Source organism: Cryobacterium sp. TMT3-29-2 (assembly GCF_004564305.1).
Taxonomy (GTDB): Bacteria; Actinomycetota; Actinomycetes; order Actinomycetales; family Microbacteriaceae; genus Cryobacterium; species Cryobacterium sinapicolor.
Genome location: NZ_SOGK01000135.1, coordinates 1 through 23701 on the forward strand (window position 1 = coordinate 1; position 23701 = coordinate 23701).

The 23701-nt window shown below is 69.4% G+C and carries 21 protein-coding genes and 1 tRNA gene; 13 read left to right on the forward strand and 9 right to left on the reverse strand.

Annotated features, from left to right (window positions below):
* The 4 genes from E3O67_RS15475 to E3O67_RS15490 form a co-directional block, all read right to left on the reverse strand.
* The coding region (locus tag E3O67_RS15475; RefSeq protein ID WP_135103116.1) for a PspC domain-containing protein at positions 1 to 700 on the reverse strand (700 nt) is incomplete at its 3' end.
* 45 nt (positions 701 to 745) lie between these two features.
* The gene (locus tag E3O67_RS15480) at positions 746 to 1660 is read right to left on the reverse strand and encodes an ABC transporter permease (protein WP_135103117.1); all 915 of its coding nucleotides are present in this window, start codon (positions 1658 to 1660) and stop codon (positions 746 to 748) included.
* Positions 1657 to 2577, reverse strand: a complete 921-nt coding sequence (locus E3O67_RS15485; RefSeq protein WP_134428618.1) for an ABC transporter ATP-binding protein — start codon at positions 2575 to 2577, stop codon at positions 1657 to 1659. Before E3O67_RS15485 ends, E3O67_RS15480 begins: the two co-directional genes overlap by 4 nt.
* Positions 2578 to 2897: 320 nt before the next feature.
* Positions 2898 to 4100 (reverse strand): pyridoxal phosphate-dependent aminotransferase, encoded by a 1203-nt coding sequence (locus E3O67_RS15490; RefSeq protein WP_166786928.1) that lies wholly within the window; start codon positions 4098 to 4100, stop codon positions 2898 to 2900.
* A gap of 171 nt (positions 4101 to 4271) precedes the next feature.
* Here E3O67_RS15490 and E3O67_RS15495 point away from each other — a divergent pair.
* The 8 genes from E3O67_RS15495 to E3O67_RS15530 all read left to right on the forward strand — a co-directional run bounded on the left by E3O67_RS15495 (position 4272) and on the right by E3O67_RS15530 (position 10540).
* Positions 4272 to 4344 (forward strand) — tRNA-Trp (locus E3O67_RS15495).
* A gap of 42 nt (positions 4345 to 4386) precedes the next feature.
* Positions 4387 to 4662, forward strand: coding sequence for a preprotein translocase subunit SecE (gene secE, locus E3O67_RS15500; RefSeq protein ID WP_134428614.1), 276 nt, complete (start codon positions 4387 to 4389; stop codon positions 4660 to 4662).
* A gap of 134 nt (positions 4663 to 4796) precedes the next feature.
* Positions 4797 to 5780, forward strand: a complete 984-nt coding sequence (nusG, locus tag E3O67_RS15505) for a transcription termination/antitermination protein NusG (RefSeq protein WP_135103119.1) — start codon at positions 4797 to 4799, stop codon at positions 5778 to 5780.
* 105 nt (positions 5781 to 5885) lie between these two features.
* The gene (rplK, locus tag E3O67_RS15510) at positions 5886 to 6317 is read left to right on the forward strand and encodes a 50S ribosomal protein L11 (protein WP_134424703.1); all 432 of its coding nucleotides are present in this window, start codon (positions 5886 to 5888) and stop codon (positions 6315 to 6317) included.
* A 93-nt stretch (positions 6318 to 6410) separates the two neighbouring features.
* Positions 6411 to 7100 carry a 50S ribosomal protein L1 gene (rplA, locus tag E3O67_RS15515; RefSeq protein ID WP_134428611.1) on the forward strand — a complete coding sequence of 230 codons (690 nt, stop codon included), beginning with the start codon at positions 6411 to 6413 and terminating at the stop codon, positions 7098 to 7100.
* A 291-nt stretch (positions 7101 to 7391) separates the two neighbouring features.
* The gene (locus tag E3O67_RS15520; RefSeq protein WP_241979178.1) at positions 7392 to 8612 is read left to right on the forward strand and encodes a CoA transferase; all 1221 of its coding nucleotides are present in this window, start codon (positions 7392 to 7394) and stop codon (positions 8610 to 8612) included.
* A gap of 26 nt (positions 8613 to 8638) precedes the next feature.
* On the forward strand, positions 8639 to 9805 hold the full coding sequence (locus E3O67_RS15525; RefSeq protein WP_134428638.1) for an acyl-CoA dehydrogenase family protein: 1167 nt from the start codon (positions 8639 to 8641) through the stop codon (positions 9803 to 9805).
* Between the two features lie 69 nt (positions 9806 to 9874).
* Positions 9875 to 10540: a GntR family transcriptional regulator gene (locus tag E3O67_RS15530; RefSeq protein ID WP_134428609.1), complete on the forward strand. Its 666-nt coding sequence runs from the start codon at positions 9875 to 9877 to the stop codon at positions 10538 to 10540.
* Here E3O67_RS15530 and E3O67_RS15535 read toward each other — a convergent pair.
* Positions 10537 to 11451, reverse strand: coding sequence for an ATP-binding cassette domain-containing protein (locus E3O67_RS15535; RefSeq protein WP_134428607.1), 915 nt, complete (start codon positions 11449 to 11451; stop codon positions 10537 to 10539). The two genes, E3O67_RS15530 and E3O67_RS15535, sit on opposite strands and share 4 nt — an antisense overlap.
* 181 nt (positions 11452 to 11632) lie before the next feature.
* Between E3O67_RS15535 and E3O67_RS15540 the strand changes: the two genes are divergently transcribed.
* The 3 genes from E3O67_RS15540 to E3O67_RS15550 are packed head-to-tail and all read left to right on the forward strand — an operon-like array spanning position 11633 to position 15080.
* The gene (locus E3O67_RS15540; protein WP_134428605.1) at positions 11633 to 13315 is read left to right on the forward strand and encodes a circularly permuted type 2 ATP-grasp protein; all 1683 of its coding nucleotides are present in this window, start codon (positions 11633 to 11635) and stop codon (positions 13313 to 13315) included.
* Positions 13309 to 14238, forward strand: coding sequence for an alpha-E domain-containing protein (locus tag E3O67_RS15545; RefSeq protein WP_135103120.1), 930 nt, complete (start codon positions 13309 to 13311; stop codon positions 14236 to 14238). The genes E3O67_RS15540 and E3O67_RS15545 overlap by 7 nt, the downstream gene beginning before the upstream one ends.
* On the forward strand, positions 14235 to 15080 hold the full coding sequence (locus E3O67_RS15550; protein ID WP_135103121.1) for a transglutaminase family protein: 846 nt from the start codon (positions 14235 to 14237) through the stop codon (positions 15078 to 15080). The genes E3O67_RS15545 and E3O67_RS15550 overlap by 4 nt, the downstream gene beginning before the upstream one ends.
* 224 nt (positions 15081 to 15304) lie before the next feature.
* Here the strand turns inward: E3O67_RS15550 and E3O67_RS15555 are convergent, their stop codons facing one another.
* Entirely contained in the window at positions 15305 to 16735 is a 1431-nt protein-coding gene (locus tag E3O67_RS15555; protein ID WP_135103122.1) for an FAD-binding oxidoreductase, read from the reverse strand.
* Between the two features lie 84 nt (positions 16736 to 16819).
* Positions 16820 to 18310: a helix-turn-helix transcriptional regulator gene (locus E3O67_RS15560; protein ID WP_135103123.1), complete on the reverse strand. Its 1491-nt coding sequence runs from the start codon at positions 18308 to 18310 to the stop codon at positions 16820 to 16822.
* Positions 18311 to 18496: 186 nt separating this feature from the next.
* Here E3O67_RS15560 and aceB point away from each other — a divergent pair, with 186 nt between their 5' ends.
* A complete protein-coding gene (aceB, locus tag E3O67_RS15565; RefSeq protein WP_135103124.1) occupies positions 18497 to 20179 on the forward strand; it encodes a malate synthase A in 1683 nt (560 codons plus the stop codon).
* 123 nt (positions 20180 to 20302) lie between these two features.
* Complete coding sequence (locus E3O67_RS15570) at positions 20303 to 20830, forward strand: GNAT family N-acetyltransferase (protein ID WP_134428595.1); 528 nt, start codon at positions 20303 to 20305, stop codon at positions 20828 to 20830.
* A gap of 34 nt (positions 20831 to 20864) precedes the next feature.
* Here the strand turns inward: E3O67_RS15570 and E3O67_RS15575 are convergent, their stop codons facing one another.
* Positions 20865 to 22319, reverse strand: a complete 1455-nt coding sequence (locus E3O67_RS15575; protein ID WP_134428593.1) for a deoxyribodipyrimidine photo-lyase — start codon at positions 22317 to 22319, stop codon at positions 20865 to 20867.
* Complete coding sequence (locus E3O67_RS15580) at positions 22316 to 23347, reverse strand: NADP-dependent oxidoreductase (protein ID WP_241982235.1); 1032 nt, start codon at positions 23345 to 23347, stop codon at positions 22316 to 22318. The genes E3O67_RS15575 and E3O67_RS15580 overlap by 4 nt, the downstream gene beginning before the upstream one ends.
* Between the last annotated feature and the right edge of the window lie 354 nt (positions 23348 to 23701).

Genomic DNA, 23701 nt, shown 5'->3' on the forward strand with positions numbered 1-23701 from the left:
CCGGGCCGCCGCCGGTGACGGTGCCGCCAACGGTGGCGGCTGCCCCGGTGGTGCCGGCTGCCCCGGCTGTCCAGGCCGTCGCGGAACTGCCCGCTGCTCCGGAGTGCTGCATCGCCCCGGCCGCGGACCCGGTTCCGGTTCCGTGCGCCGCGGCGCTGTGCGAGTACCCGGTGCCCGGCGCCGTGGTGCGCCGGGCGAGGAAGAGCACGAGCCAGATGAGCCCGATCGTCACTCCGACGCTCCAGCCCACCGCGAGCGTGGTCGCCAGCCAGTCGGGCAGCCCGGGCGCCGGGGTCTGCCACCACCGGCTGCGCGTGTAGGAGGCGAAGCTGATGGCAACCAGCGCGATGATCCCGATCATGGCGGGCTCGAAGACGCCGCGAACGGCCTGCTCGGCATGGATGCGACCGGTCGCGTCGGGCAGGAGCGCCCAGCCGACCGCATAGGCGAACAGAACCGGACCGCCGAGGATGCCCAGCATGATCGTCACGACCCGCACCAGCGTGGGGTTCAGTCCCGTCCGGAGGGCGACTCCGGCGCAGACGCCGGCCAGCCAGCGGTCGCTGGCGCGCACAATGCCCGTGGAGCGGATCGCGGCGAAGAAGTCGTTGCTCCCGCCGGGGTTGCTCCCGCCGGGGTCGGCGACCGAGCCGAGCCCTGCGGCCGACGGCGTCGTCTGGCTCTCGGGTGCATCCGTCATGCTGCCAGTGTGCTCGCGGTGCCCCGAGCCGACAATGCCGGGTGTCTAGGTGTCCTTGCGGATCCAGCGGAACGTGACCCGGCTGAGCACCAGCCCCACGACCAGCCAGATGAGCAGGTTCAGCGCGATCAGCGGGAAGTCCCAGGATTCATTCTGCTCGAGGCTCGCGAAGCTGTCGGGCAGGAACACGCCACGCATGCCCTGTGCCATCCACTTCAGCGGGAACACGCTGGCCGCGTTCTGCATCCAGTCGGGAAGCAGGTAGAACTGCAGGTAGACGCCGGAGATGAACTGCAGGACCAGCACGATGGGGATGACCACGGCGGTGGCGCTCTTGCCGGAGCGCGGCAGGGCGGAGAGCGCGATGCCGAGGAAGGCGCTCGTGATGACGCCGAGCAGGAACACCCAGGCGAAGGTCAGCCATTTCTCGGGGTCGGTCGGCAGGTCGATGCCGAGCAGGACTCGCGCCACCAGGATCAGCAGCGCCGCCTGGAAGACGCCGGTGACCAGCACCTGCCCAATCTTGCCGATGAAGTAGCTCAGCGGCGAGAGCGGGGTTCCCCCGAGACGTTTGAGCGTGCCGTCGCCCTTCTCCCCGGCAATGTCGACCGCGAGGTTCTGCACCCCCGAGAGCAGCATGCCCGCGGCGAGCATCCCGGGCAGGTAGTAGGCGCCGACGCTGATGCCGCCGCTGCCGTCCGGCGCGGTCCCGATATTGCCGGAGGAGCCGAACGCGGCCGTGAAGATGGCCAGCATGATGAACGGGAACAGGAAGGTGAAGAACACGCTGTCCGTGGTGCGGAAGTACATCCGGGTCTCGTAGCCGACCCGGGATAAGCCCACCCGCAGCACCGTGACCAGCCCGGTGCCCGGTCGAGTGCTCGGTCGGCGGCCCTCGGCGCTCGCCGCAGCGGTCGTCGAGGTGCCGCGGCTGCCGGACCCGGTCTCGTTGTTGCTCATGCGAGCACCTCCGTGTCGTCCTCGAGGAGATCCGCCGTGTTCGCGTCTGCGTCGTCGTTCAGTGCCCGGCTGCCGCGCACCAGGCCGAGGTAGATGTCCTCCAGGCTGGGCCGGATCACCTCGAGCTCGGCGGGTTCGGCACCGGATGCCGCCACGAGCTCGGCCACGAGTCGCGCCGGTTCCGGTGTGCGTTTTTCCCTGAGTACCCCGGACGGTTCCCGCCAGCGCACGAGCGGCACCCGCGCATCCGCCCCGCCGATCTCACCGATGGCGCCGATGTCGATCAGGAGCCCGTCGTTGATCACGCCGGCCCGGTCACCCAGTTGGGCGGCCTCGTCGAGGTAGTGGGTGGTGAGCAGGATGGTGGTGCCCTCGGCCTTCAGCCGGCGCACGAGGCCCCAGAACTGGTGCCGAGCCTCGGGGTCGAAGCCCGTGGTCGGCTCGTCCAGAAACAGGAGTTCGGGCCGGCCGATGATGCCCAGCGCCACGTCGACGCGGCGGCGCTGCCCGCCGGAGAGTTTGCTGATGCGGGTCTTGGCCTGTGATTCCAGGCCCACGGCCTCGATCACCTCGGCCACGCGACGGGGCCGCGGGTAGAGGCCGGCGAAGTGGGTGAGCTGCTCGGTGACGGTGACGTTGCCGCTCTCCCCGGTGGACTGCAGCACGATGCCGAGGCGCGACTTCCAGGCCAGGCCGCCGCGCTGCGGGTCGACGCCGAGCACGCTCACCTCGCCGGAGGAACGGTCGCGGTAGCCCTCGAGGATCTCGATCGCGGTGCTTTTCCCGGCCCCGTTCGGACCCAGCAGGGCGAAGGTCTCCCCGGCCTCGATATCGAAGCTGATCCCGCGAATCGCCTCGAAGGCTCCGTAGGACTTGTGCAGGTCGCGCACGCGCACGACCGGGAAAGAAAGTTCCATGAGAAAAGAGTCCCATGCCCGGCCCCTCGGAGGAAGCGTCGACGACGAAACGACACCCGTGAGGGGTGCGGATGCACCTGCGCGAACCTGACCTGTCCAGCCTCGACGGCGCAGGGTGGCGGCGAAGCAGAGCGTGACCTCGCCGGCCGGCGAGGGGTTCGTGCATGGTGACGCGCGGCATCCGCCAACGAATCAAGTAGTCACCGGCTGCCACCGGTTGGCGCAGGGTCAGGACCGTCGACAGGGCGCACCACGTACGGGCCGGGCTGGTGAACGGCAGGCCGTGCCGGCGCGGCAAGGCGCGGAAAAGCGCCGCCGGGCTACGCGAAGAGTCGCTGGAGGCGCTGCACTCCCTCGAGCAGTGCGGCGTCGCCGAGCGCGTAGGAGAAACGCAGGTAGCCGCTGGGGCCGAATGCCTCGCCGGGCACGACGGCGACCTCGGCCTGGTCCAGGATGAGGTCGGCCAGCTCCAGGGACGTGGTCGGGGTGACGCCGCCCCAGGTGCGTCCGAGCAGGCCGGTGACGTCGGGGTAGACGTAGAACGCGCCCTGCGGCGTCGGCGCGACGATGCCGGGGATCTTGTTCAGCTCGGCGACGATGATCTGGCGGCGGCGGTCGAAGGCGTCCCGCATGGCGATTGCGGCATCCTGAGGCCCAGTGAGGGCGGCGATCCCGGCGCGCTGGGAGATGTTCGACACGTTCGACGACAGGTGCGACTGCAGGTTGGCTGCGGCCTTCATCGCGTCCTGCGGGCCGACCATCCAGCCGAGCCGCCAGCCGGTCATCGCGTAGGTCTTGGCGACGCCGTTGACCAGGATGGTGCGGTCGGCCAGCGCGGGGACGGCCTCCACGATCGAGGTGGCGCGCACTCCGTCATAGGTGAGGTTCTGGTAGATCTCATCGCTGATGATCCAGAGGCCGTGCTCCTCGGCCCACTCGCCGATTGCCTTCGTCTGCTCGGGGGAGTAGACGGCCCCGGTGGGGTTGGACGGCGACACGAACAGCAGCACCTTGGTGCGCGGCGTGCGTGCCGCCTCGAGCTGCTCCACGGTGACGAGGTAGTTCTGGTCGCTGCCGGCGAAGACGTCGACCTGCACGCCGCCGGCCAGCCGGATCGACTCCGGGTAAGTGGTCCAGTAGGGCGTGGGCACGAGAACCTCGTCGCCCGGGTCGAGCAGCGTGGCGAAGGCCTGGTAGACGGCCTGCTTGCCACCGTTGGTGACGACCACCTGGCTGGGTGAGATCGCCAGGCCGCTGTCGCGGAGCGTCTTGGCCGCGATGGCGTCCCGCAGGTCGGGCAGTCCGGCCGCGGGGGTGTATCGGTGGTTCTTCGGGTCGCGGACGGCCAACAGGGCCGCCTCGACGATGTGCTCCGGGGTGGGGAAATCGGGCTCGCCCGCGGCGAAACTGATGACCGGCCGGCCGGCGGCCTGCAGGGCCTTCGCCTTGCCGTCCACCTTGAGGGTCGCGGACTCCGCAATGGAGTCGATTCGGGTAGAGATGCGCTTCGATTCGTTGGCCACGCTTCGAGCATACGGGGATGCCTCGCCCGGGTGGAGCTGTCTCGGCTTTACAGTCGCCGCCGCGTGACCTAGACTCCTTGAGGTAATTGAATTCTGCCATGCTTTTTTGCGCCCGCTTTTTGGTTCATTTCGGGGACTGAGTGCAACGAGGTAGTCTGGATTTCGTTCCATAGGGTGGTGGCTCAATTGGTAGAGCAGCGGTCTCCAAAACCGCAGGTTGCAGGTTCGAGTCCTGTCCGCCCTGCAAGTCGGTGGCATTCCGTCGGCACATGAAAGGTGTAATCAGGTGGCCCGAAAAGTTGTCGACGAACCCAGCGAGGAAATCGTCGCGAACGCGAAACTAGCGCGCGATTCCAAGCGCGGTCCTTTCGCTCGGATGTCCCTGTTCATCAAGCAGGTCATGGCGGAACTCCGCAAGGTTGTCACTCCCACCCGCAAGGAACTCCTGAGCTACACGGGTGTCGTGCTGGTATTCGTCGTCATCATGATGGCGATCGTTTCCGCCTTCGACTGGGTGTTCGCGCTCGCCGTCACGTACGTGTTCGGAACGCCGGGCGGATAGGCAGCTTCCGGTGCCGCGTCCGCTCCCAGCGGTCGCAGCCACGCACCAGTGAAGAAGAGTCACTGCAAAATTCAAGGCAAACGCTGTTTGGGTCACGGTTTCGTGCCCATGCAATAGAAAAGGATTGAAATTTAGTGACTGACACGAATCGCGACGACGTCGACTGGGCCACCGCCGCCGAGCAGTCCTCCACCGAGGACGAGGCGCAGGAGGGCAACACCCTCTCCGCCGAAGAAGACTCCGTAGAGGCCGCCGAGCAGGTCGCCGTGCACGTGTTCGACCCGAGCGTGGGCGTCGAAGTCAACCTGGACGCCGCGCTCGACGCGCTGGCGGAGTCCGCTGACCCGGACGCCGACGCTCTCGTCGACGACGCCCTCGACATCGACTCCGCCGACGAGGCCGAGGCCGCCGTCGAAGCTGTTGAAGACGAAGAGGACGTCGTCGCCGAAGAGGCAACGGATGCCGCTGCCGACGCTGACCCCGCCGAGGACGAGACCCCCGAAGACCCCTACGAGGAATTCCGCAAGGAACTGCGCTTCCAGCCCGGCAAATGGTTCGTCATCCACTCCTACGCCGGCTTCGAACGCCGCGTGAAGTCGAACATCGAGAACCGTAAGCAGTCGATGGCCATGGAAGATTTCATCTACCAGGTCGAGGTTCCGATGGAAGACGTCGTCGAGATCAAGAACGGCCAGCGCAAGATGGTCACCCGCGTGCGCATCCCCGGCTACGTCCTGGTTCGCATGGATCTCAACGAGGACAGCTGGTCCGTGGTGCGTCACACGCCCGGCGTCACCGGCTTCGTCGGCAACGCGCACAACCCCACGCCGCTCCGTTTCGAGGAGGCCTTCGGCATGTTGAAGAGCCTCGTCGAGATTCAGGATGTCCCCACGGCCAAGACCGGCGGACACGGCGGCAAGGTTCCGACCCGCGCCCTCCCGGCCGAGATCGACTACGAGATCGGCGAGACGATCACGATCAAGGAAGGTTCGTTCGCGGGCCTTCCCGGCTCGATCAGCGAGATCAAGGCGGAGAGCGGCAAGCTCATCGTGCTGGTTTCCCTCTTCGAGCGCGAGACCCCGGTCGAGCTCAGCTTCGATCAGGTCACCAAGCTCTGATCCGCTCCGCACCACACTCCCCACAGTTTTAAGTTCACCGGGGCCCGTCCGGGCCACCGGGAGAGCGGCCCTCGGCTGCTCGTCATTACAAAGTAAGGAAGAACAATGGCACCGAAGAAGAAGGTAACCGGTCTGATCAAGCTTCAGATCAAGGCCGGCGCCGCCAACCCCGCACCGCCCATCGGGCCGGCGCTGGGTCAGCACGGCGTCAACATCATGGAATTCTGCAAGGCGTACAACGCTCAGACGGAATCCCAGCGCGGCAACGTCATCCCGGTGGAAATCACCGTCTACGACGACCGTTCATTCACTTTCATCCTGAAGACCCCGCCGGCGGCGGAGCTCATCAAGAAGGCGGCCGGCGTCGCCAAGGGCAGTGGCACCCCGCACACCGTCAAGGTTGCGAAGCTCACCAAGGCCCAGGTCCGCGAGATCGCCGAGGCCAAGATGGTCGACCTCAACGCCAACGACCTCGACGCAGCGTCGAAGATCATCGCCGGCACCGCCCGTTCCATGGGCATCACGGTCGAGGCCTAACCTCCTCCTCCAGGCATCCCGCCACCAGCAGTACGTGGAAGAGCCCGCCAGGCTCGCACCACACTCTCAATTTCGTTTTACAGGAGATTCAACATGGCACAGAAGTCAAAGGCCTACCGGGCCGCGGCCGAGAAGATCGACGCAGACAAGGTTTACACCCCGACCGAGGCCGTCACCCTGGCCCGGGAGACCGGTTCCGCGAACTTCAACTCGACCGTTGAGGTTGCCCTCAAGCTCGGCGTCGACCCCCGCAAGGCGGACCAGATGGTTCGCGGTACCGTTATTCTTCCTCATGGCACCGGGCGCACCGCCCGCGTCATCGTCTTCGCAACCGGCCCCGCGGCCGAAGCGGCAATCGCTGCCGGCGCCGACGAGGTCGGTGGCGACGAGCTCATCGAGAAGGTGGCCGCCGGCTACACGTCCTTCGACTCCGCCGTCTCGACCCCGGAGCTCATGGGCAAGGTCGGTCGTCTCGGTAAGGTCCTCGGCCCGCGCGGCCTCATGCCGAACCCGAAGACCGGAACCGTGACGCCTGACGTCGCGCGCGCCGTGTCCGACATCAAGGGCGGAAAGATCGCGTTCCGCGTCGACAAGCACGCCAACGTTCAGTTCGTCGTCGGCAAGGTGTCCTTCTCCGCCGAGCAGCTGAACGAGAACATCAGCGCCGCTCTCGAAGAGATCGTCCGCCTCAAGCCCAGTTCCTCCAAGGGCCGCTACATCATGAAGGGAGCCGTTTCGACCACGTTCGGCCCCGGCATCCCGCTCGATGTGAACAGCATCTAGTCAGTTTCACCGCAGCCCCGCTGCACCAGGAAGGGCCCGTCGAGAGACGGGCCCTTCCGTCGTTGATCGAGGGTTCCCGCTCCGGTGGAGAGTGACCCGCGGAACGGGCACTCTCGACCGGAACGGGAACCCCGCCCGGTAGACTCGATTTCAGGGCGGCCACGGGCGAGGCCCCGTGGTCCGAGTCGATGGGGACAGAGGTGGGTCGTGCCGCAGGACGCAACCGGGCAGCCGCTGTCGGGCCTGCGCGTCGCCGACTTCTCGCGGGTGCTGGCCGGGCCCTACGCCACCATGATGCTGGCCGACTTCGGCGCCGACGTGATCAAGATCGAGAGCCCGGCCGGTGACGACACCCGGCAGTGGCTCCCTCCGGTCGACGCGCAGGGCGACTCCACCTACTTCGGGTCGGTGAACCGCAACAAGCGCAGCGTCGTCTGCGACCTCGGCACCGACGCGGGACTGGCCGTGGCCCGGCGACTCGCCGAGACCGCCGACGTGGTGATGGAGAACTTCCGGCCCGGCGTGATGCAGCGCTTCGGTCTGGGCTTCGACCAGCTGCGGGCCGTGAACCCGCGCATCGTCTACTGCTCGATCACGGGCTTCGGCAGCGGCGCCGGCGCCCGACTGCCCGGCTATGACCTGCTCGTGCAGGCGGTCGGCGGGCTGATGAGCGTCACCGGCCGCCCGGACGAGGAGCCGAGCAAGGTGGGGGTCGCCCTCGTGGACGTGCTCTCCGGGCTCAACGCGCTCAGCGGCATCCTGCTCGCCCTGCGTGCCCGTGACACAGCCGATGCCGGCCCGAACGCAGCGACCGGCCACCGGGTGGAGGTGGACCTGCTCACCACCCTGCTCTCGGCACTGACCAACCAGGCCGCGGGCACCCTCGCCACCGGAAAGTCGCCGACCCGGATGGGCAACGCGCACCCGAGCATCGCGCCCTACGAACTCTTCGACGCCGCCGACCGGCCCCTGGTGATCGCGGTCGGCAACGACCGCCAGTTCCGCACCCTGGTGCGCCTGATCGGGGCGCCCGGCCTCGCCGACGACGACCGATTCCGCGGCAATGCAGACCGGGTGCGGCACCGGGATCCTCTCAAGACGGCGCTCGAAGACCTGCTCCGGTTCGAGCCCGCGGCGCACTGGGTCCACATTTTGACGGATGCCGGCGTGCCGGCCGGCCAGGTCAACTCCCTCGACGAGGCGTTCGCCTTCGCTGCCGCGCTGGGGCTCGACCCGGTGGTCGAACTCGATGGTGCCGGCCGCACCAGCCGGCAGGTTGCCAACCCCATCCACCTCGCCGGCCGGCCGGCCGCCTACCGCCTGTGCCCGCCGCGGCTGGGCGAGCACGCCGGCGCCGACTGGCTGGCCGCAGCCCCAGACGCAGCACCCCCGGCCGGTGCCCCAGGCGCCGCCCCAGACTCGGCACCTCTCGCCGCTGCCCCAGCCCAAGCACCCCCAGCCGAAGCACCCGCCCTCGATCGTGTTCCGCCGACCCCCGAAGGACTCCCGTGACCGCCGCCGCCCGACCCACCCCGCTCGTGCACAGCCCGCTCGTCGACGCCGTGTTCGACCTCGACGCCCTGCTGGAGCCGGAGGAAACCGTCTGGGCGCGGGCGGCGCGCGCCTTCGCGACCAACCGTATCCTGCCCACCATCGAGGACGACTTCGAGGAGAAGCACTTCCGGGCCGAGCTGATCCCCGAACTCGGGGCGGCCGGGTTCCTCGGCATGCACCTCACGGGTTACGGCTGCGCGGGCGCCGGAGCGGTGAGCTACGGGCTGGTCTGCCTCGAACTGGAGGCCGCCGACAGCGGCTGGCGCACCTTCGTCTCGGTGCAGGGCTCGCTGGCGATGTCGGCCATCCACAAGTACGGCTCCGAGGAGCAGAAGCAGCGCTGGCTGCCGGGCATGGCGGCCGGACGGCTCGTGGGCTGTTTCGCCCTGACCGAACCGACCGGCGGCAGCGACCCGGCCGCCATGACGACCACCGCCACCCGGGATGCCGACGGCTGGGTGATCGAGGGTGCCAAGCGCTGGATCGGCCTGGCCAGCATCGCCGACGTCGCGATCGTCTGGGCGCAGACGGATGCCGGGGTGCGCGGCTTCCTGGTGCCGACCGACTCCGTAGGTTTCACGGCCACCCCCATCGGCGGCAAGCTCTCGATGCGCGCGTCGATCCAGTGCGACGTGCGTTTCGATGCCGTACGGGTGCCGGCCGATGCGATCCTGCCCGGCGCCGCGGGACTGGCCGGGCCGTTCGGCTGCCTCAACGAGGCGCGCTTCGGCATCGTCTTCGGGGCGATGGGGGCGGCCCGCAGCTGCCTCGACGCCGCCATCCTGCGCGCGAAGACCCGCGAGGTGTTCGGCAAGCCGATCGGGGCCACCCAGCTGATCCAGGCCAAGCTCGCCGACATGCTCGTGGAATACGAGAAGGGGGTGCTCCTGGCCCTGCACCTCGGCCGGCTCAAGGAGCGCGGCACGCTGACCCCGGCCCAGATCAGCATCGGCAAGCTCAACAGCGTGCGCGAGGCCATCCAGATCGCCCGCGAGGCCCGGGTCATCCTCGGCGGTGACGGTATCACGAGCGAATTCCCGGTGATGCGGCACCTGGCGAACTTGGAATCGGTGCGCACCTATGAGGGCACCGACGAAATCCACCAGCTCGTGCTCGGACGGGCCCTGACCGGCCTGAACGCGTTCTCCTGAGGCCGCAATGTGACATAGTGACAAGCAGATCGACGGGCCGATCAGGCCGATCGGCGGGGGAGGGACACTGTGGGGGAGACGGGTGGTCAGACCGTGTTCGCGAACCTGCGCGCGCGCATCCTCTCGGGAGCGCTGCCCGCTCGGGCCACGCTGCGGGAGACGGCGCTCGCCCAGGAACTCGGCGTCAGCCGCACGCCCGTGCGCGAGGCGCTGCGCCGGCTCGACGAGGCCGGTCTGGTGGAGTTCGTGCCGAACCGAGGTGCAACGGTCGTGGATTGGACGCCAGAGCAGATCCGCGAGACGTATTACCTTCGCGCCGCCCTGGAGAGCCGCGCGGCGGGGCTCGCGGCGGCCCGGATCGAGCCGGCCGACCTGGACCGGCTGGCCCTCCTGATTGAGGCCATGGAGGAGTTCGTGTGCCGGGCCGACGCCGAGGGCATCGACCGGCTGGGCGTGCTGAACGCCGAATTCCACCGCATCGTCGTGGCCGCGTCGGGTGTCACCCAGCTGATGGTCCTGGCCGCCTCCGTCGGCCGCGCACCGATGATGGCCACGCTCTTCCGCCGCGACGCCGCCGCCTTCCGGGCCGGCAGCAACCACCAGCACCGGGACATTCTCACGGCGCTCCGGTCGGGCGACACCCTCTGGGCCGAGGTGGCCATGCGCTCGCACATCCTCGCGGCGCGCAACGCGGTGCGGTCAGGTCCGTCCGGACCGGGTACGGCCCCGGGCTAGCCGGGACCGGCCAGTCGCGGGCGGTGCGCGGTGTCGAGCAGGCTGCGGGTGTGCGGATGCTGCGGGGCGGCGACGATCTCGGCCGCCGAGCCCTGCTCGACGACCCGTCCGGCTTCCATCACCGTCACCCGGTCGCAGGTGGCCGTCGCCACGCCGAGATCCCCGTGGACCACGATGATCGACAGTCCGAACTCGCGGCGGAACCCGCCGCAGAGCTCCAGCGCGGACGACTCACCGGCCGCATCGAGGGTACGCGGCGGCTCGTCCAGGATCAGGATGTCCGGGTGGCCGGAGAGTGCGGCCGCGACCTTCGCCTGGAGCAGCGCGAGCGGGGTGAGCTGCGCCAAGACCTGCAGCGACGTCGCCCGGGGATCGGGCAGTCCGACCAGCTCGAGGAGTTCCAGGGCATGCCGGGCGGCATCCGTTCGGGACAGGCCCCGGTTCCGGCGCAGGGTTCGCGCGAGCTGGCGGCCGATGCCGCGGGCCGGGGACAGCCCCGTCGGCGCGGCCGGGGACAGGAGCGAAATCTTCGAGTCGCGCAGCCGGTTGAGGGTGCGCCGGGATGCACCGACAAGCTCGATGCCGTCGACCAGGATGGAGCCGGCCGCGATCACCGCGGGTTCGGGCAGCCGTGCGGCGAGGGCCAGGGCGATCTCGCGGGTCCCGGAACCGGGGACACCGACCAGGCCGAAGACCTCGCCCCGCGCGACCGAGAGGGAGATGCCCGTGGCCAGCACCGGGGCATCCGTGCGGGTGCTCCCCGCAATCTGCAGACCGCGCACGTCGAGCAGGGCCGTGGCCCGGAATCCGTCGGAGGGGACCGGCTCGTCCTCGGCCGAAATCGAGGCCGACGGGGCGACCGAGGAGGGGGAGTCCGCGAGGGGGTCCCAGGAGGAACGGAAGGCCGCCACAACTCCCCCTTCCGTTCCGAACGCTGTCCAGTGGAATCACTGTATGCAATCTGCTCGAATTTTGGCCGCGAAGAGACTGTGTTTGACAGAGTTCAACCCCGAATTGGGGGCAGCTTTGCATACAACTTGACTGACGTTTGGCGGAAACATTCCGGCAATACCGGGCCGCTACGCTCCCACCATGGTTGATCTCTTCACGGGCTACGGCGCGAACGCCGCACGGCGGGCCGAACGGGGCGCGCCCAGCGCCTGGGATGAAATGTTCCCCGATCTCACCTCGCTCACGCCGGTGGAGGCGAGGACCGCCTACAAGGACGTCTTCGCCGCCCTGGCGAAAATGACGCAGGAGGAGTTGCGAGGTCGAACGGATGCGCTCGCGAGCTCCTACCTCGCCCAGGGCGTCACGTTCGACTTCGCCGGCGAGGAGCGGCCCTTCCCGCTCGACGCGGTACCGCGAGTGATCGAGCAGGAGGAATGGATCACGGTCGAGTCCGGGATCAAGCAGCGGGTGCGCGCTCTCGAGGCCTTCCTCTCCGATATCTACGGGCCGCAGGCGGCCGTGCACGACGGGGTGATCCCCGCGGGGCTGATCAGCTCGTCGAACCACTTCCACCGTCAGGCGGCCGGCATCGTCTCGGCGAACAATGTGCGCATCCAGGTCTCCGGGATCGACCTGATCCGCGACGAGGTGGGAGCGTGGCGGGTGCTCGAGGACAACGTGCGCGTTCCCAGCGGGGTCAGTTACGTGATCTCCAACCGGCGCGTGATGGCGCAGACGCTGCCGGAACTGTTCGTGTCGATGCGGGTGCGCCCGGTCGGCGACTACCCGAACAAGCTGCTGCAGGCCCTGCGCGCCTCCGCCCCGGCCAGCGTCGACGACCCGAACGTCGTGGTGCTCACGCCGGGGGTGTTCAACTCCGCCTACTTCGAGCACACCCTGCTCGCCCGGCTGATGGGCGTCGAGCTCGTCGAGGGGCGGGACCTGTTCTGCTCCGGCGGACGGGTCTGGATGCGCACGACCGCCGGCCCGACCCGCGTCGACGTGATCTATCGCCGGGTCGACGACGAGTTCCTCGACCCGCTGCAGTTCCGGGCCGACTCGCAGCTCGGCTCGCCCGGCATCCTGATGGCTGCGCGCCTGGGGAACGTGACGATCGCCAATGCGGTCGGCAACGGGGTCGCCGACGACAAGCTCGTCTACACCTACCTGCCCGACCTGATCCGGTACTACCTCGGCGAGGACGCGATCATCCCCAACGTCGACACCTGGCGGCTGGAAGACCCGCTCGCGCTCGAAGAGGTGCTCGACCGGCTCGACGAACTCGTGGTGAAACCCGTCGACGGGTCCGGGGGAAAGGGCCTCGTTGTGGGGCCGGCCGCATCCGCCGCCGAGCTGGAGACGCTGCGCCGGCAGCTGCTCAAGGACCCCCGGGGTTGGATCGCCCAGCCCGTCGTGCAACTGTCGACCATCCCGACCCTCGTCGACGAGGGCATGCGCCCACGGCACGCCGACCTGCGGCCGTTCGCGGTGAACGACGGCAGCGACGTCTGGGTGCTGCCGGGCGGCCTGACCCGGGTGGCACTGCCCGAGGGTGAGCTCGTCGTCAACTCCAGCCAGGGCGGTGGGTCGAAGGACACTTGGGTGATCGGCACGGAGCCCGACTTCTTCTCCGAATCGTCACCGCGCAACATCCAGGGTCTGGTGGCCGACCAGGCCGCCAACACCCGCTCCGCCGGCATCATCCATGCGGTGGACCACTCGCGGCAGGACCAGCCATTCGGCGACAACACGGAACAACAACAGCAGCAACTACAGCAGGCGCCGGCAGCGCCCGCCGGGGAGAGGAAGGCCGGGGAATGTTGAGCCGCATCGCAGAAAGCCTGTTCTGGATCGGACGGTACATCGAGCGCAGCGACGGTACCGCGCGCATCCTCGACGTGCACCTCCAGCTGCTGCTGGAAGATCCCTGGATCGAGGAGAGCCTCGCCTGCCAGTCGCTGTTGCACCTGATGGGCAGCGCCGCCCCCGCCGACCGGCTGCTGACCCGAAAGGATGTGCTCGCCACGCTGGCCGTGGACCGGCAGCATCCGGCCTCGATCGCCTATTCGATCAAGGCTGCGCGCGAGAACGCCCGCCGGGCGCGGGAGATTGTGCCCACCGAGCTGTGGGAGTGCCTGAACACGACGAGCGCACGGATGCCGCGGAAGGTCGCGACGGAGAAGACGCACGATTTCTTCGGCTGGGTTCGGGAACGCTCCGCGCTCGCCGTGGGTATCGTCGAATCCGGCGTCAGCCGTGACGACGCGTGGCACTTCTTCAATCTTGGCCGCAGCCTGGAGCAAGCGGACATGACCGCCCGGCTCCTTGCCACCCGGTCGCTGACCGTGGCCAGCGGGCCCTCCTGGACCACTATCCTGCGCTCCTGTGGGGCCTACGAGTCCTACCTGCGCACCTACCGCGGCGTGCCGTCCGACCGGAACGCGGCCGAGTTCCTGCTGCTGGACCGGCTGTTCCCGCGGTCGGTGGTCTTCTCCATCTCTCGGGCGGAGCAGTGCCTGCGCGAGATGGAACCGCGCACCGACCGCGTCGGTGTGACCGACCAGGCGCAACGGGTGCTGGGCCAGATCCGCAGCCAGCTGGAATACCGGCCGATCATGGACATCCTGAACGACCTGTCGAATCAGATGGACGTCGTGCAGGCGGCGACCAGCACGGCCTCGGAGGCGATCGGCGACCGCTACTTCCCGACCAGCGCCGTTCCGACCTGGACGGGAGAGGCATCGTGAACCGGCTCCGGATCCGCCACGTCACCGGCTACCGCTACAAGGGTGAGGTCGGCGCGTCGTACAACGAGGCACGGATGCTGCCGGTCAGCTCGGCCGACCAGTTCGTGCTGTACTCGAGCCTGGACATCTCCCCGGTGTCGAGCAACCACGGGTACGTCGACTACTGGGGCACCCAGGTGTCGAGCTTCGAAGTGTTGACCCCGCACACCGAGCTCACGCTCACCGCCACCAGCCTCGTGGAGGTACGGCCGCGCACCCACCTGGCCCATCCGATGGGCTGGCCCGAACTGGCCGGCGTCACCGTGCAGAGCACCGCCACGGTGGAGCACATGCGGCAGACCCGCCTCACCGAGCCGCCCGAGGACGTGGCGGCCCTGGCGGCCGAGATCGTGGCCCGCCACACCAGCCCGTGCGATGCGGCGCTCGAGATCTGCGCGGCCATCGGCGACCGGATGCAGTACGTGCAGGGCGTCACCGGGGTGCACTCCACCGCCCGTGAGTCGTGGGAGGACGGACGCGGCGTCTGCCAGGACATCACCCACATCGCCCTCGGCGCGCTGCGGTCGGTGGGCATCCCGGCCCGCTACGTGTCCGGCTACCTGCACCCGCGGCCCGACGCCGGGATCGGTGAGACCGTCCGGGGCGAGTCCCACGCCTGGGTCGAGTGGTTCTGCGGCGACTGGCGCGGCTTCGACCCGACGAACTCGATTGATATCGGCGACCGCCACGTGTCGGTCGGCCGTGGCCGCGACTACAACGACGTGCCCCCGCTGCGCGGCGTGTTCGCGGGCACCAGCGGCTCCGAGCTCTTCGTCACGGTGGAGATCACCCGCGAAGCCTGAGCCGCGCCGCGGCATCCGTCACCCGTCCGGGTGCCGGCTGCCGCGGCATCCGTTGCCTCGGACCGACGGATGCGGCGGCGCGCCTGCCCCTGCCCCTGCCCAACCAATTCGACGGAGATTTTGGGAAGAGAGCGCTTTCCCGGCCGGTTCAGGCTCGTGTTGGGCAGAATCTCCGTCGAATTCGTTCGGGCCGCGGCCCGGAACCCCGGCGGGCCGTGCGGGGACTAGGAGTCGAAGCCGAGGCCCAGCGCGTCGAGCGTCTTCAGGATGACGTTGCGGCGACCACGGTTGTGGTCGGCGCGGTCGAGTGACCAGCGCGTGGTCTGGATGCCCATCGACGCGAGGGGCTCCGGCGGGAAGGGGAGCGGCCGCCCGCGCACCATCTCCAGCTGGGTGCGCTCGGTCGTGCGCCCCGCCAACTGGTCGAGCATGACCTGCGCCCCGAAGTGGGTCGCGGCCACGCCGAGGCCGGTGAACCCGGCCGCGTAGCTGATCCGCCCGCCGCGGGCCGTGCCGAAGAACGCGCAGAACTGCGTCGACGTGTCGATGGCGCCGGCCCACTGGTGGCTGAATCGCAGCCCTGCCAACTGCGGGAACGTGGTGAAGAAGTGGCTGGCCAACCGTTGGAAGCTCTCCGGCCGGTTCTCGTAGCCACTCCGCACCCGGGAGCCATAGTGGTAGATCGCGTCGTAGCCGCCGAACAGGATGCGGTTGTCGGCACTCAGTCGGTAGTAATGGAACTGGTTGGCCAGGTCGCTCAGGCCCTGCCGGTTCTTCCAGCCGATGGCGGCGAGCTGATCGGGCGACAGCGGCTCGGTCATCAGCACATAGTCGTAGACCGGCACCGTGGATAGCCGGTTGCGGGCCAGCAGCGAGGGGAACACGTTGGTCGCCAGCGCCGTCTTCTGCGCGCGCACCACCCCAGACTCGGTGCGGAGCCGGGTGCCCTGCGCCGGTGAGAGCCCGTGCGTGTCCAGGTTCCTCACCGGGGTGTGCTCGAAGATCTCGACGCCGAGTTCGGTGGCCACCCGGGCGAGTTCGGTGGCGAGCTTGCCTGGGTGCACGAGCGCGTTGCTGCGCTGGTGCCAGATGCCGGCCAGGTAGGTCGGTGAGCCGACCTCGGCGCGCAGGTCCGCGGCATCCAGGAACACGCTGTCGGTGCCGGTCGGTTCCTCGCGCAGCCAGTCGACCTGGTGCTCCTCGATGGCCAGGTCGATGGCGCCGGTGCGCTCGAAGTCGCAGTCCAGGCCGAGCTCGGCGACGGCCCGCTCGATCTCGTCGAGGTTCTCGAGGCCCAGCTCGGTGAGCCGATCGATCTCCTTCGGCCAGCGGCGTCGGCCGTTCTCCTCGCCGTGGGTCAGGCTGGCCTCGCAGAAGCCGCCGTTACGGCCCGACGCGGCCCAGCCGATGGTGCGCGCCTCGAGCAGCACCACGCGGGCACCCGGGTTCTGCTGCTTGGCGAGCACGGCGGTCCAGAGGCCGAGGTAGCCGCCGCCGACGATGGCGAGATCACAGTCGAGGTCGGCCGTGAGGCGCGGGTAGACGGTCTGCGGCGACACGTCGTCCAGCCAGAACGGCGCGGAACGCGTGTCGGCGAGAGCGCCCGCGATGACGGATGCGGCGGGTCGGGCCCGCTCGAAAATGGTCGTGCCCACGGATCGTCCTTTGTTCGCGGCGGCGCTGCTACCCGTTCATCATGCCAGCCGCCGCCTGCCTCCGCTCATCCTGGCGGCGCACCCTCAGCTCGCCGGCGCGTGCGACTCCAGGAACTGGAACACCTCGGTCTGGTCGACGCCGGGGAAGGTGCCCGTGGGCAGGGCGGCGAGCAGGCTGGTGGGCGTGCGTGCGGCCGGCCAGGACTGCCCGGACCACCGCTCCGAGAGCTCGTCCGGCGCGCGCCGGCAGCACGATTCGTCGGGGCACCGGGACACGGCGCGGTGGGTGGTCTCACGGCCGCGGAACCACTTCACATGCGAGAACGGCACCCCGACGCTGACCGAGTAGTCGCCCTCCTTGGCCTTCTCGATCCGCGAGGTGCACCAGAAGGTTCCGCTGGGGGTGTCGGTGTACTGGTACCAGGGGCTGAACCGGTCGGCGACATGGAAGACGGTGCGCGCGGTCCAGCTGCGGCACACCGTCGTGCCCTCGATCGCGCCGAGGGCGTCGCTCGGGAAGCGCACCGCATCGTTCTCGTACGCCTTGATGATGGTGCCGGACTCGTGCACCTTCATGAAGTGAACCGGGATGTCCAGCCGCGCGGTGGCGAGGTTGGTGAACCGGTGCGCGGCCGTCTCATAGGACACCGCGAACGCGTCCCGCAGGTCCTCCATCGAGATGCGGCGCAGATTCTTCGCCTCGGTGAGCAGCTTCACGGTGTCTTTCTCGGGCAGCAGGATGGCCGCCGTCAGATAGTTGGTCTCGACCCGCTGGGACAGAAATTCCGCATAGTTTCCGGGCTCCTCGTGCTCGCAGAGCAGGGTGGCGAACGCCTGCAGGATGGGGGAGCGGGAGTCGCGGGACGCCGACTGCTCGGTGGGCAGGTAGATTCGCCGGTTTCGCTTGTCGGTCACCGAGCGGGTCGAGTTCGGTAGGTCGCCCACGTAGTGCAGCGAGTAGCCGAGGTGGGTGGCCATGTCGGCGACCACCTGGTGCGAGACCGGCCCGCCGGTGTGGCCGACCGCGGCGAGCAGCCGCTGCGCCTCCGCTTCGAGTTCGGGGAAGTAGTTGTCCCGGGCTCGCATGGTGGCCCGGAGCTCCACGTTCGCCCGCCGGGCCTCCTCCGGGGTTGCCGCGCGCTCCCGGTGCAGGCGCAGGATCTCGCTGTGCAGGCTGAGCAGCGTCTGCAGGGTTTCGTCGCTCGTCCCCCGGCCAACGCGGATATGCGGCAGTCCGAGGGCGGTGAAGACGGGACCCCGCTGTGCCCGTTCGACGGCGATCTCCAGCCCCGCCCGCGCGGACGGGGCATCCGTTTTCAGCAGGTCGTCGACCGTGGTGCCGAGCGCGGTCGCGATGGTGCGCAGCATCGACAGCCGTGGCTCCCGTTTACCATTCTCGATCATCGACACCTGCGAGGGTGCCCGGTCGATGGCGGCCGCGAGGGTGTCGAGGGTCATCCGCCGGTTTGTGCGCAATTCACGGATGCGCCGCCCCAGGGTGAGCGCATCGAGTCCTGCCTCCTCGGGAGGCGCCGCGGACAGGGAGGAGCGGAGGGCGGGATCGACGGTGACCATGCCCCCATGCTCACACACTCCGGGAAGAACTTCTCGTGGGTAGAAGAACTGCCGTTCTTCTGTTACCTAGGCCGCGGTGTGGCGGGGGTCCCGGGCCCAGAGTGGGATTCAGGCAGGCGATGGCGCCGCTCCAGGCGGCGCCGGTCCAGCAGCACTCCCCACTCAACTTCCGAAGGAGCTCAGCCCATGAACACCCCGCCCCTGGCGACAGCCGACCAGGTTTCGACCACCACGTCCACGACGAACACCGGCAGCTTCGCCACCATCGAACCGCACCTGGAGATCACCGGCGATCTCGGTCCGCGCTACGAAGAGATCCTCACGCCCGAGGCGCTGGTATTCCTGGCCGAGCTGCACGACCGGTTCGCCGGGACGCGGCACGACCTGCTGGCGACTCGACTGCGGAAGCGCGTGGATGCCGCCAACGGGCGTGACCCGGGATTCCTCACCGAGACCGCGCACATCCGTCGTGACCTCACCTGGCGTGTCGCCGGCGCGGGCCCCGGGCTGACGGACCGCCGGGTGGAGATCACCGGGCCGACCGACCGCAAAATGGCCATCAACGCGCTGAACTCGGGCGCGAAGGTCTGGCTGGCCGACCAGGAAGACGCCACCAGCCCCACCTGGGCGAACGTCGTCGAGGGCCAGCTGACCCTGTTCGACCAGGTGCGCGGCCAGCTGAGCTTCGAAAGCCCGGAGGGCAAGGTGTATGCCGTCACCGGCGACTCCACCGGCGCCACCCCCACCATCGTGATGCGCCCGCGCGGCTGGCAGCTGGTGGAGAAGAACCTGACCTTCGTCGACCGCGCGAACCGCCGGATGAACGCGTCCGGAAGCCTCGTCGACTTCGGGCTGTACCTCTTCCACAACGCGAAGCTCCTGATCGAGGGCGGCAGCGGCCCGTACTTTTACCTGCCGAAGCTCGAGAGCCACCTCGAGGCCCGCCTCTGGGACGACATCTTCAGCCACTCGGAGGACTGGCTCGGCATCGAGTACGGCACGATCCGGGCCACCGTGCTGATCGAGACGATCCAGGCGGCGTTCGAAATGGAGGAGATCCTCTACGAGCTGCGCGACCACTGCGCCGGGCTGAACGCCGGCCGCTGGGACTACATCTTCAGCATCATCAAGACCTTCCGCACCCGCGGCAGCCGGTTCGTCTTCCCCGACCGCAAGCAGATCACGATGACCGTTCCCTTCATGCGCGCGTACACCGAACTGCTGGTGTCGACGTGCCACCGGCGCGGAGCGCATGCCATCGGCGGCATGAGCGCGTTCATCCCGAATCGGCGCGACCCCGAGGTCACCCGACGTGCCCTCGAGGCGGTCGCCGCCGACAAGAAGCGCGAGGCCACCGACGGCTTCGACGGAACCTGGGTGGCGCACCCGGACCTCATCGCGACGGCGCTGGCCGAGTTCGACCGGGCTCTCGGCGACCAGCCGAACCAGCTGCACCGCACCCGCGACGAGGTGAGCGTCACGGCCGCCGAACTGCTCGACGTGGCATCCGTCGGCGGGCAGATCACGGCCTCCGGCGTGCACGACAACATCACGATCGGGCTGCGCTACATCGAGTCCTGGCTGCGCGGCGTCGGCGCTGTCGCGATCGACAACCTGATGGAGGACGCCGCCACCGCGGAGATCTCCCGCTCGCAGCTCTGGCAGTGGATACACCTGGGCTCGGTCACCGCCGAGGGCATCCGGATCGACGAGACCTGGGTCGAGGAACAGCTCGTCGAGGTGTACGAGGCCCTCGAGCGCACGCCAGGGGACCGGTTCGATGACGCGCTCGAGGTGTTCCGGGCATCCGCGCTCGAGCCCGAGTTCCCGACGTTCCTGACCGTCGGCGCCTACGCCCGCTACCTGTAGCTCGTCGGTCGCCCCAGCCCGGTCGCGAATGCGGGCGAATCGTCGCTATGGCCGTCCCATACCGACGATTCGCCCGCATTCGCGTGGGGTGGTGGGGCCCGAGGGCGTCGCTAGGCTGGGGCGATGATCGACATCCGCACGGCGACGGCGACGGATGCCGCGGCGCTGGCCGAGCTGGCCGCCGCCACCTTCGCGCTGGCGTGCCCGCCGCACACCTCGGCCGAGTCCATCGCCGCGTTCCTGCGTGACGTGCTCGCGGAGGGCAATTTCGAGGCCTACCTGGCCGACCCGGACCGGCTGATCCTCGTGGCTGAAGAAGCGGGGGTCATGTTCGGCTACACGATGCTCGTGTTCGCCGAGCCGGCCGACGACGACGCGCGGGCGGCCGCCACGATCCGTCCCACGGCGGAGCTGAGCAAATGCTACCTGCGCGCCGAGACGCACGGCCGCGGGGTGGCGGCGGCCCTGATGACCGCGACCCTGGACGCCGCCCGGGCACGCGGTGCGGCCGGCAGCTGGCTGGGCGTGAACCAGGAGAACGCTCGGGCCATCCGCTTCTACGAGAAGAACGGGTTCGTCACGGTCGGCGAGAAGCGCTTCCAGGTGGGCGAACGGTACGAAGACGACTTCGTGCTGGAGCGGGCACTGTAGACGGGCCCCGGTGCCGAAGCCTGCCCGGGCCCGCCTAGGCGTGCGTGCCGGCGTCGGCAGCGGTGCCGTACGCCGCCACCCCGGCCGCGCGGGCCGCGATCGACTGCTCCTTCATCCCCTTGATCTGCTCGTAGGCGGCGAGGGCCGCCCGTCTCGTCTCGCCGAGGTCGACGATCGGGGCCGGGTAGGCATCCGTGCCGTATTCGGGCACGTTCTGACGGATGTACTCCGCGTGGGGATCGAACTTCTTCGCCTGCAGCTCCGGGTTGAAGACCCGGAAATAGGGGGCCGCGTCGGCTCCGGAACCGGCCACCCACTGCCAGCCGAACGGGTTGCTGGCGGCGTCGGCGTCGACGAGGGTGTCCCAGAACCACTGCTCGCCGAGCCGCCAGTCGATCAGCAGGTTCTTGATCAGGAACGACGCCGTCACCATGCGCACGCGATTGTGCATGCTGCCGGTGCGCCACAGTTCGCGCATGCCGGCGTCGACGAGCGCGATCCCGGTGCGGCCCTGCTGCCAGGCCTCGAGCACCCGCTTGTCGAGCCGCGGCCAGGGGAACGCGTCGAACTCGGGCCGCAGGTTGACGGTGGCCAGGGTGGGGTTGTTGAACAGCACGTGGTAGCTGAACTCCCGCCAGCCGACCTCGGTGAGGAACCGGGTCGCACTGGCCTGGGCGCGGCCGGTCAACCCGATCCGGGCCCGCTCGGTGGCCTGCCAGATCTGGAACGGACTGATCTCGCCCCAGCGCAGGTGCGGCGAGAGCCGCGAGGTGACCGCCTGCGCCGGCTCGTCGCGCTCGTCGCCGTACCGGGCGAGGGACTCGGTCAGGAAGATCTCGAGCAGGCGGTGGGCGGAGGCCTCGCCGGGCTGCCAGGCGGACCGCAGCCCGGCCGCCCAGTCGGGCCGGGTCGGCAGGAGACCCCAGTCGTCGAGCAGGTCGGTGGGGACCTCACCGGGGAAGCCGGGGATCGCATCGGGCGCGGGGAAGGGTGCGCGCGGCGGCGGGCCGGCCGTGCACGCCCGCCAGAACGGGGTGAACACCGAGTAGGTGCCGCCCTGGCCGGTCTGGATCGTCCACGGTTCGTGGAGGAGCGAGCCGGCGAAGCTGCGGGCGTCCGCTCCGGTCGCGGCGAGGACAGACTTGATCCGGGTGTCCACCTCGCGTTCGGCGGCGCCGTAGCGGCGGTTCCAGAAAACGGCGTCGGCGCCGACGGATGCCGCCAGCCCGATGACCACGTCCTCGGCCGGCCCCCGGCGCAGGGTCAGCCGGCCGCCGAGGCGCTCCAGCGAGTCGGCCAGGGCAGTCAGGCTCCCGTGAAGCCACCACCGGGCCGCGCCGCCGAGCGGCCGGATCCCGGCGGACTCCTCGTCCAGCACGTACACCGCCACGATCGGCTTGCCACGCTCGAGCGCGGCCGTGAGGGCTGGGTTGTCCGCGAGGCGCAGGTCGTCGCGGAACCAGACGAGGGACGGCCCGTCGCCGCTCACGAGCGAACCCCGGCAGCGTCGGAGGCGGCGGCAGCGTCGGCCGGATCATCCGTCACCCGCAGCACGATCTTCCCGCGCGTGTGCCCCTCCTCGATCAGGCGGTGCGCCGCCGCGCCCTCGGCCAGCGGGAACACCTGGTCCACGTGCACCCGCACGGCGCCGTCGTCGATCAGCTCGGTGATGAAGTCGAGGGTGTGCCCGGACGGCGCCACCTTGAAGCCGGTGGCACGGATGCCCGCCGCTGCCGCCTCCGCCGCCATGGTCGGCCAGCTTCCGGTCGGTGCGTTCACCAGGATTCCGCCGGGGCGCAGCACACCGAGCGACCGGGTGCCGGTGTCATCGTGCACATTTCCGACCAGGTCGATCACCGCGTCCAGCCCGGAGAGCACATCTTCGAACCGGGTCTGGGTATGGTCGATGACCTCGTCGGCGCCGAGCTCCCGCAGGAAATCGAGGTTGCGGGTCGACCCGGTGGCGGTCACGTGGGCGCCGAAGGCCTTGGCGAACTGCACGGCGAAGTGGCCGACCCCGCCGCTGCCGGCGTGGATGAGCATCCGTTGCCCCGGGGCGGCCGCGGCCAGGTCCACGACCATGCCCCACGCGGTGAGGGCGGCCACCGGCACGGCGGCCGCCTCCACGTGGCTGAGCCGCGCGGGTTTGCGGGTGACGTTCAGGCTGGAAACGGTCAGCAGCTCGGCGTAGCTGCCGGGGGTGCGAGGCACGCGGGCGATGCCGAAGACCTCGTCGCCGGGCTGCAGCGGGAACGCCTCGTAGGGCGCGCTGACCACGATGCCGCTGAAGTCGAGGCCGAGCACGGCCGGGTAGGCGGGGATGGCCTTCGTGACGCCCCCGCCGGCCCTGGTCTTGGCGTCGATCGGGTTGACTCCGGCGGCGACGACCCGCACCAGGAGCTCATCGAAGACCGCGATCGGGGCGTCGACCTCGGCCAGGTGCAGCTCGTCCGCCGGGCCGGGACGGTCGATCACGAGGGCGCGCATGGTCGGTGGCTGTTTCTCGGCGTTTCCCATCTGCCTATTCTCTCGCGGGTTCCGCGTCGCCGGGACACTGCCGGGACCCGGCCGGGACACTGCCGGGACACTTTCGGGACCCGGCCCGTGTGCCTCGATTTGGGGGTACCGCAGGTCGAATCCGGTGTCGGTGCGGTCTGGTCGGATGGGGTGTCGGGCGCATAGTCTGTCCACATAAAGGGGGACCGACCCCGATGCGTGTGAGAAGTCCCTGATCTCCCCGCGTGCGGTCCCTCTTGGGTTCGGGTCAGCCCCGCCGAGCCAGTACTCAGCATTCGGCCAGGCTCATCCCCAGCAGTCGTACCGCACCCGAAGCGGCACGAATTCGCTCGATCAGCCGTGGCGCGACGCCGA

Bases quoted from the DNA above. Each gene is read 5' to 3' on its own strand.
- E3O67_RS15560 (WP_135103123.1), bottom strand. From the start codon at position 18,310: ATGGTCACCGTCGATCCCGCCCTCCGCTCCTCCCTGTCCGCGGCGCCT.
- E3O67_RS15545 (WP_135103120.1), top strand. From the start codon at position 13,309: ATGTTGAGCCGCATCGCAGAAAGCCTGTTCTGGATCGGACGGTACATC.
- rplK (WP_134424703.1), top strand. From the start codon at position 5,886: ATGGCACCGAAGAAGAAGGTAACCGGTCTGATCAAGCTTCAGATCAAG.
- E3O67_RS15485 (WP_134428618.1), bottom strand. From the start codon at position 2,577: ATGGAACTTTCTTTCCCGGTCGTGCGCGTGCGCGACCTGCACAAGTCC.
- E3O67_RS15580 (WP_241982235.1), bottom strand. From the start codon at position 23,347: ATGGGAAACGCCGAGAAACAGCCACCGACCATGCGCGCCCTCGTGATC.
- rplA (WP_134428611.1), top strand. From the start codon at position 6,411: ATGGCACAGAAGTCAAAGGCCTACCGGGCCGCGGCCGAGAAGATCGAC.
- E3O67_RS15540 (WP_134428605.1), top strand. From the start codon at position 11,633: ATGGTTGATCTCTTCACGGGCTACGGCGCGAACGCCGCACGGCGGGCC.
- aceB (WP_135103124.1), top strand. From the start codon at position 18,497: ATGAACACCCCGCCCCTGGCGACAGCCGACCAGGTTTCGACCACCACG.
- E3O67_RS15520 (WP_241979178.1), top strand. From the start codon at position 7,392: ATGATGCTGGCCGACTTCGGCGCCGACGTGATCAAGATCGAGAGCCCG.
- E3O67_RS15480 (WP_135103117.1), bottom strand. From the start codon at position 1,660: ATGAGCAACAACGAGACCGGGTCCGGCAGCCGCGGCACCTCGACGACC.
- E3O67_RS15570 (WP_134428595.1), top strand. From the start codon at position 20,303: ATGATCGACATCCGCACGGCGACGGCGACGGATGCCGCGGCGCTGGCC.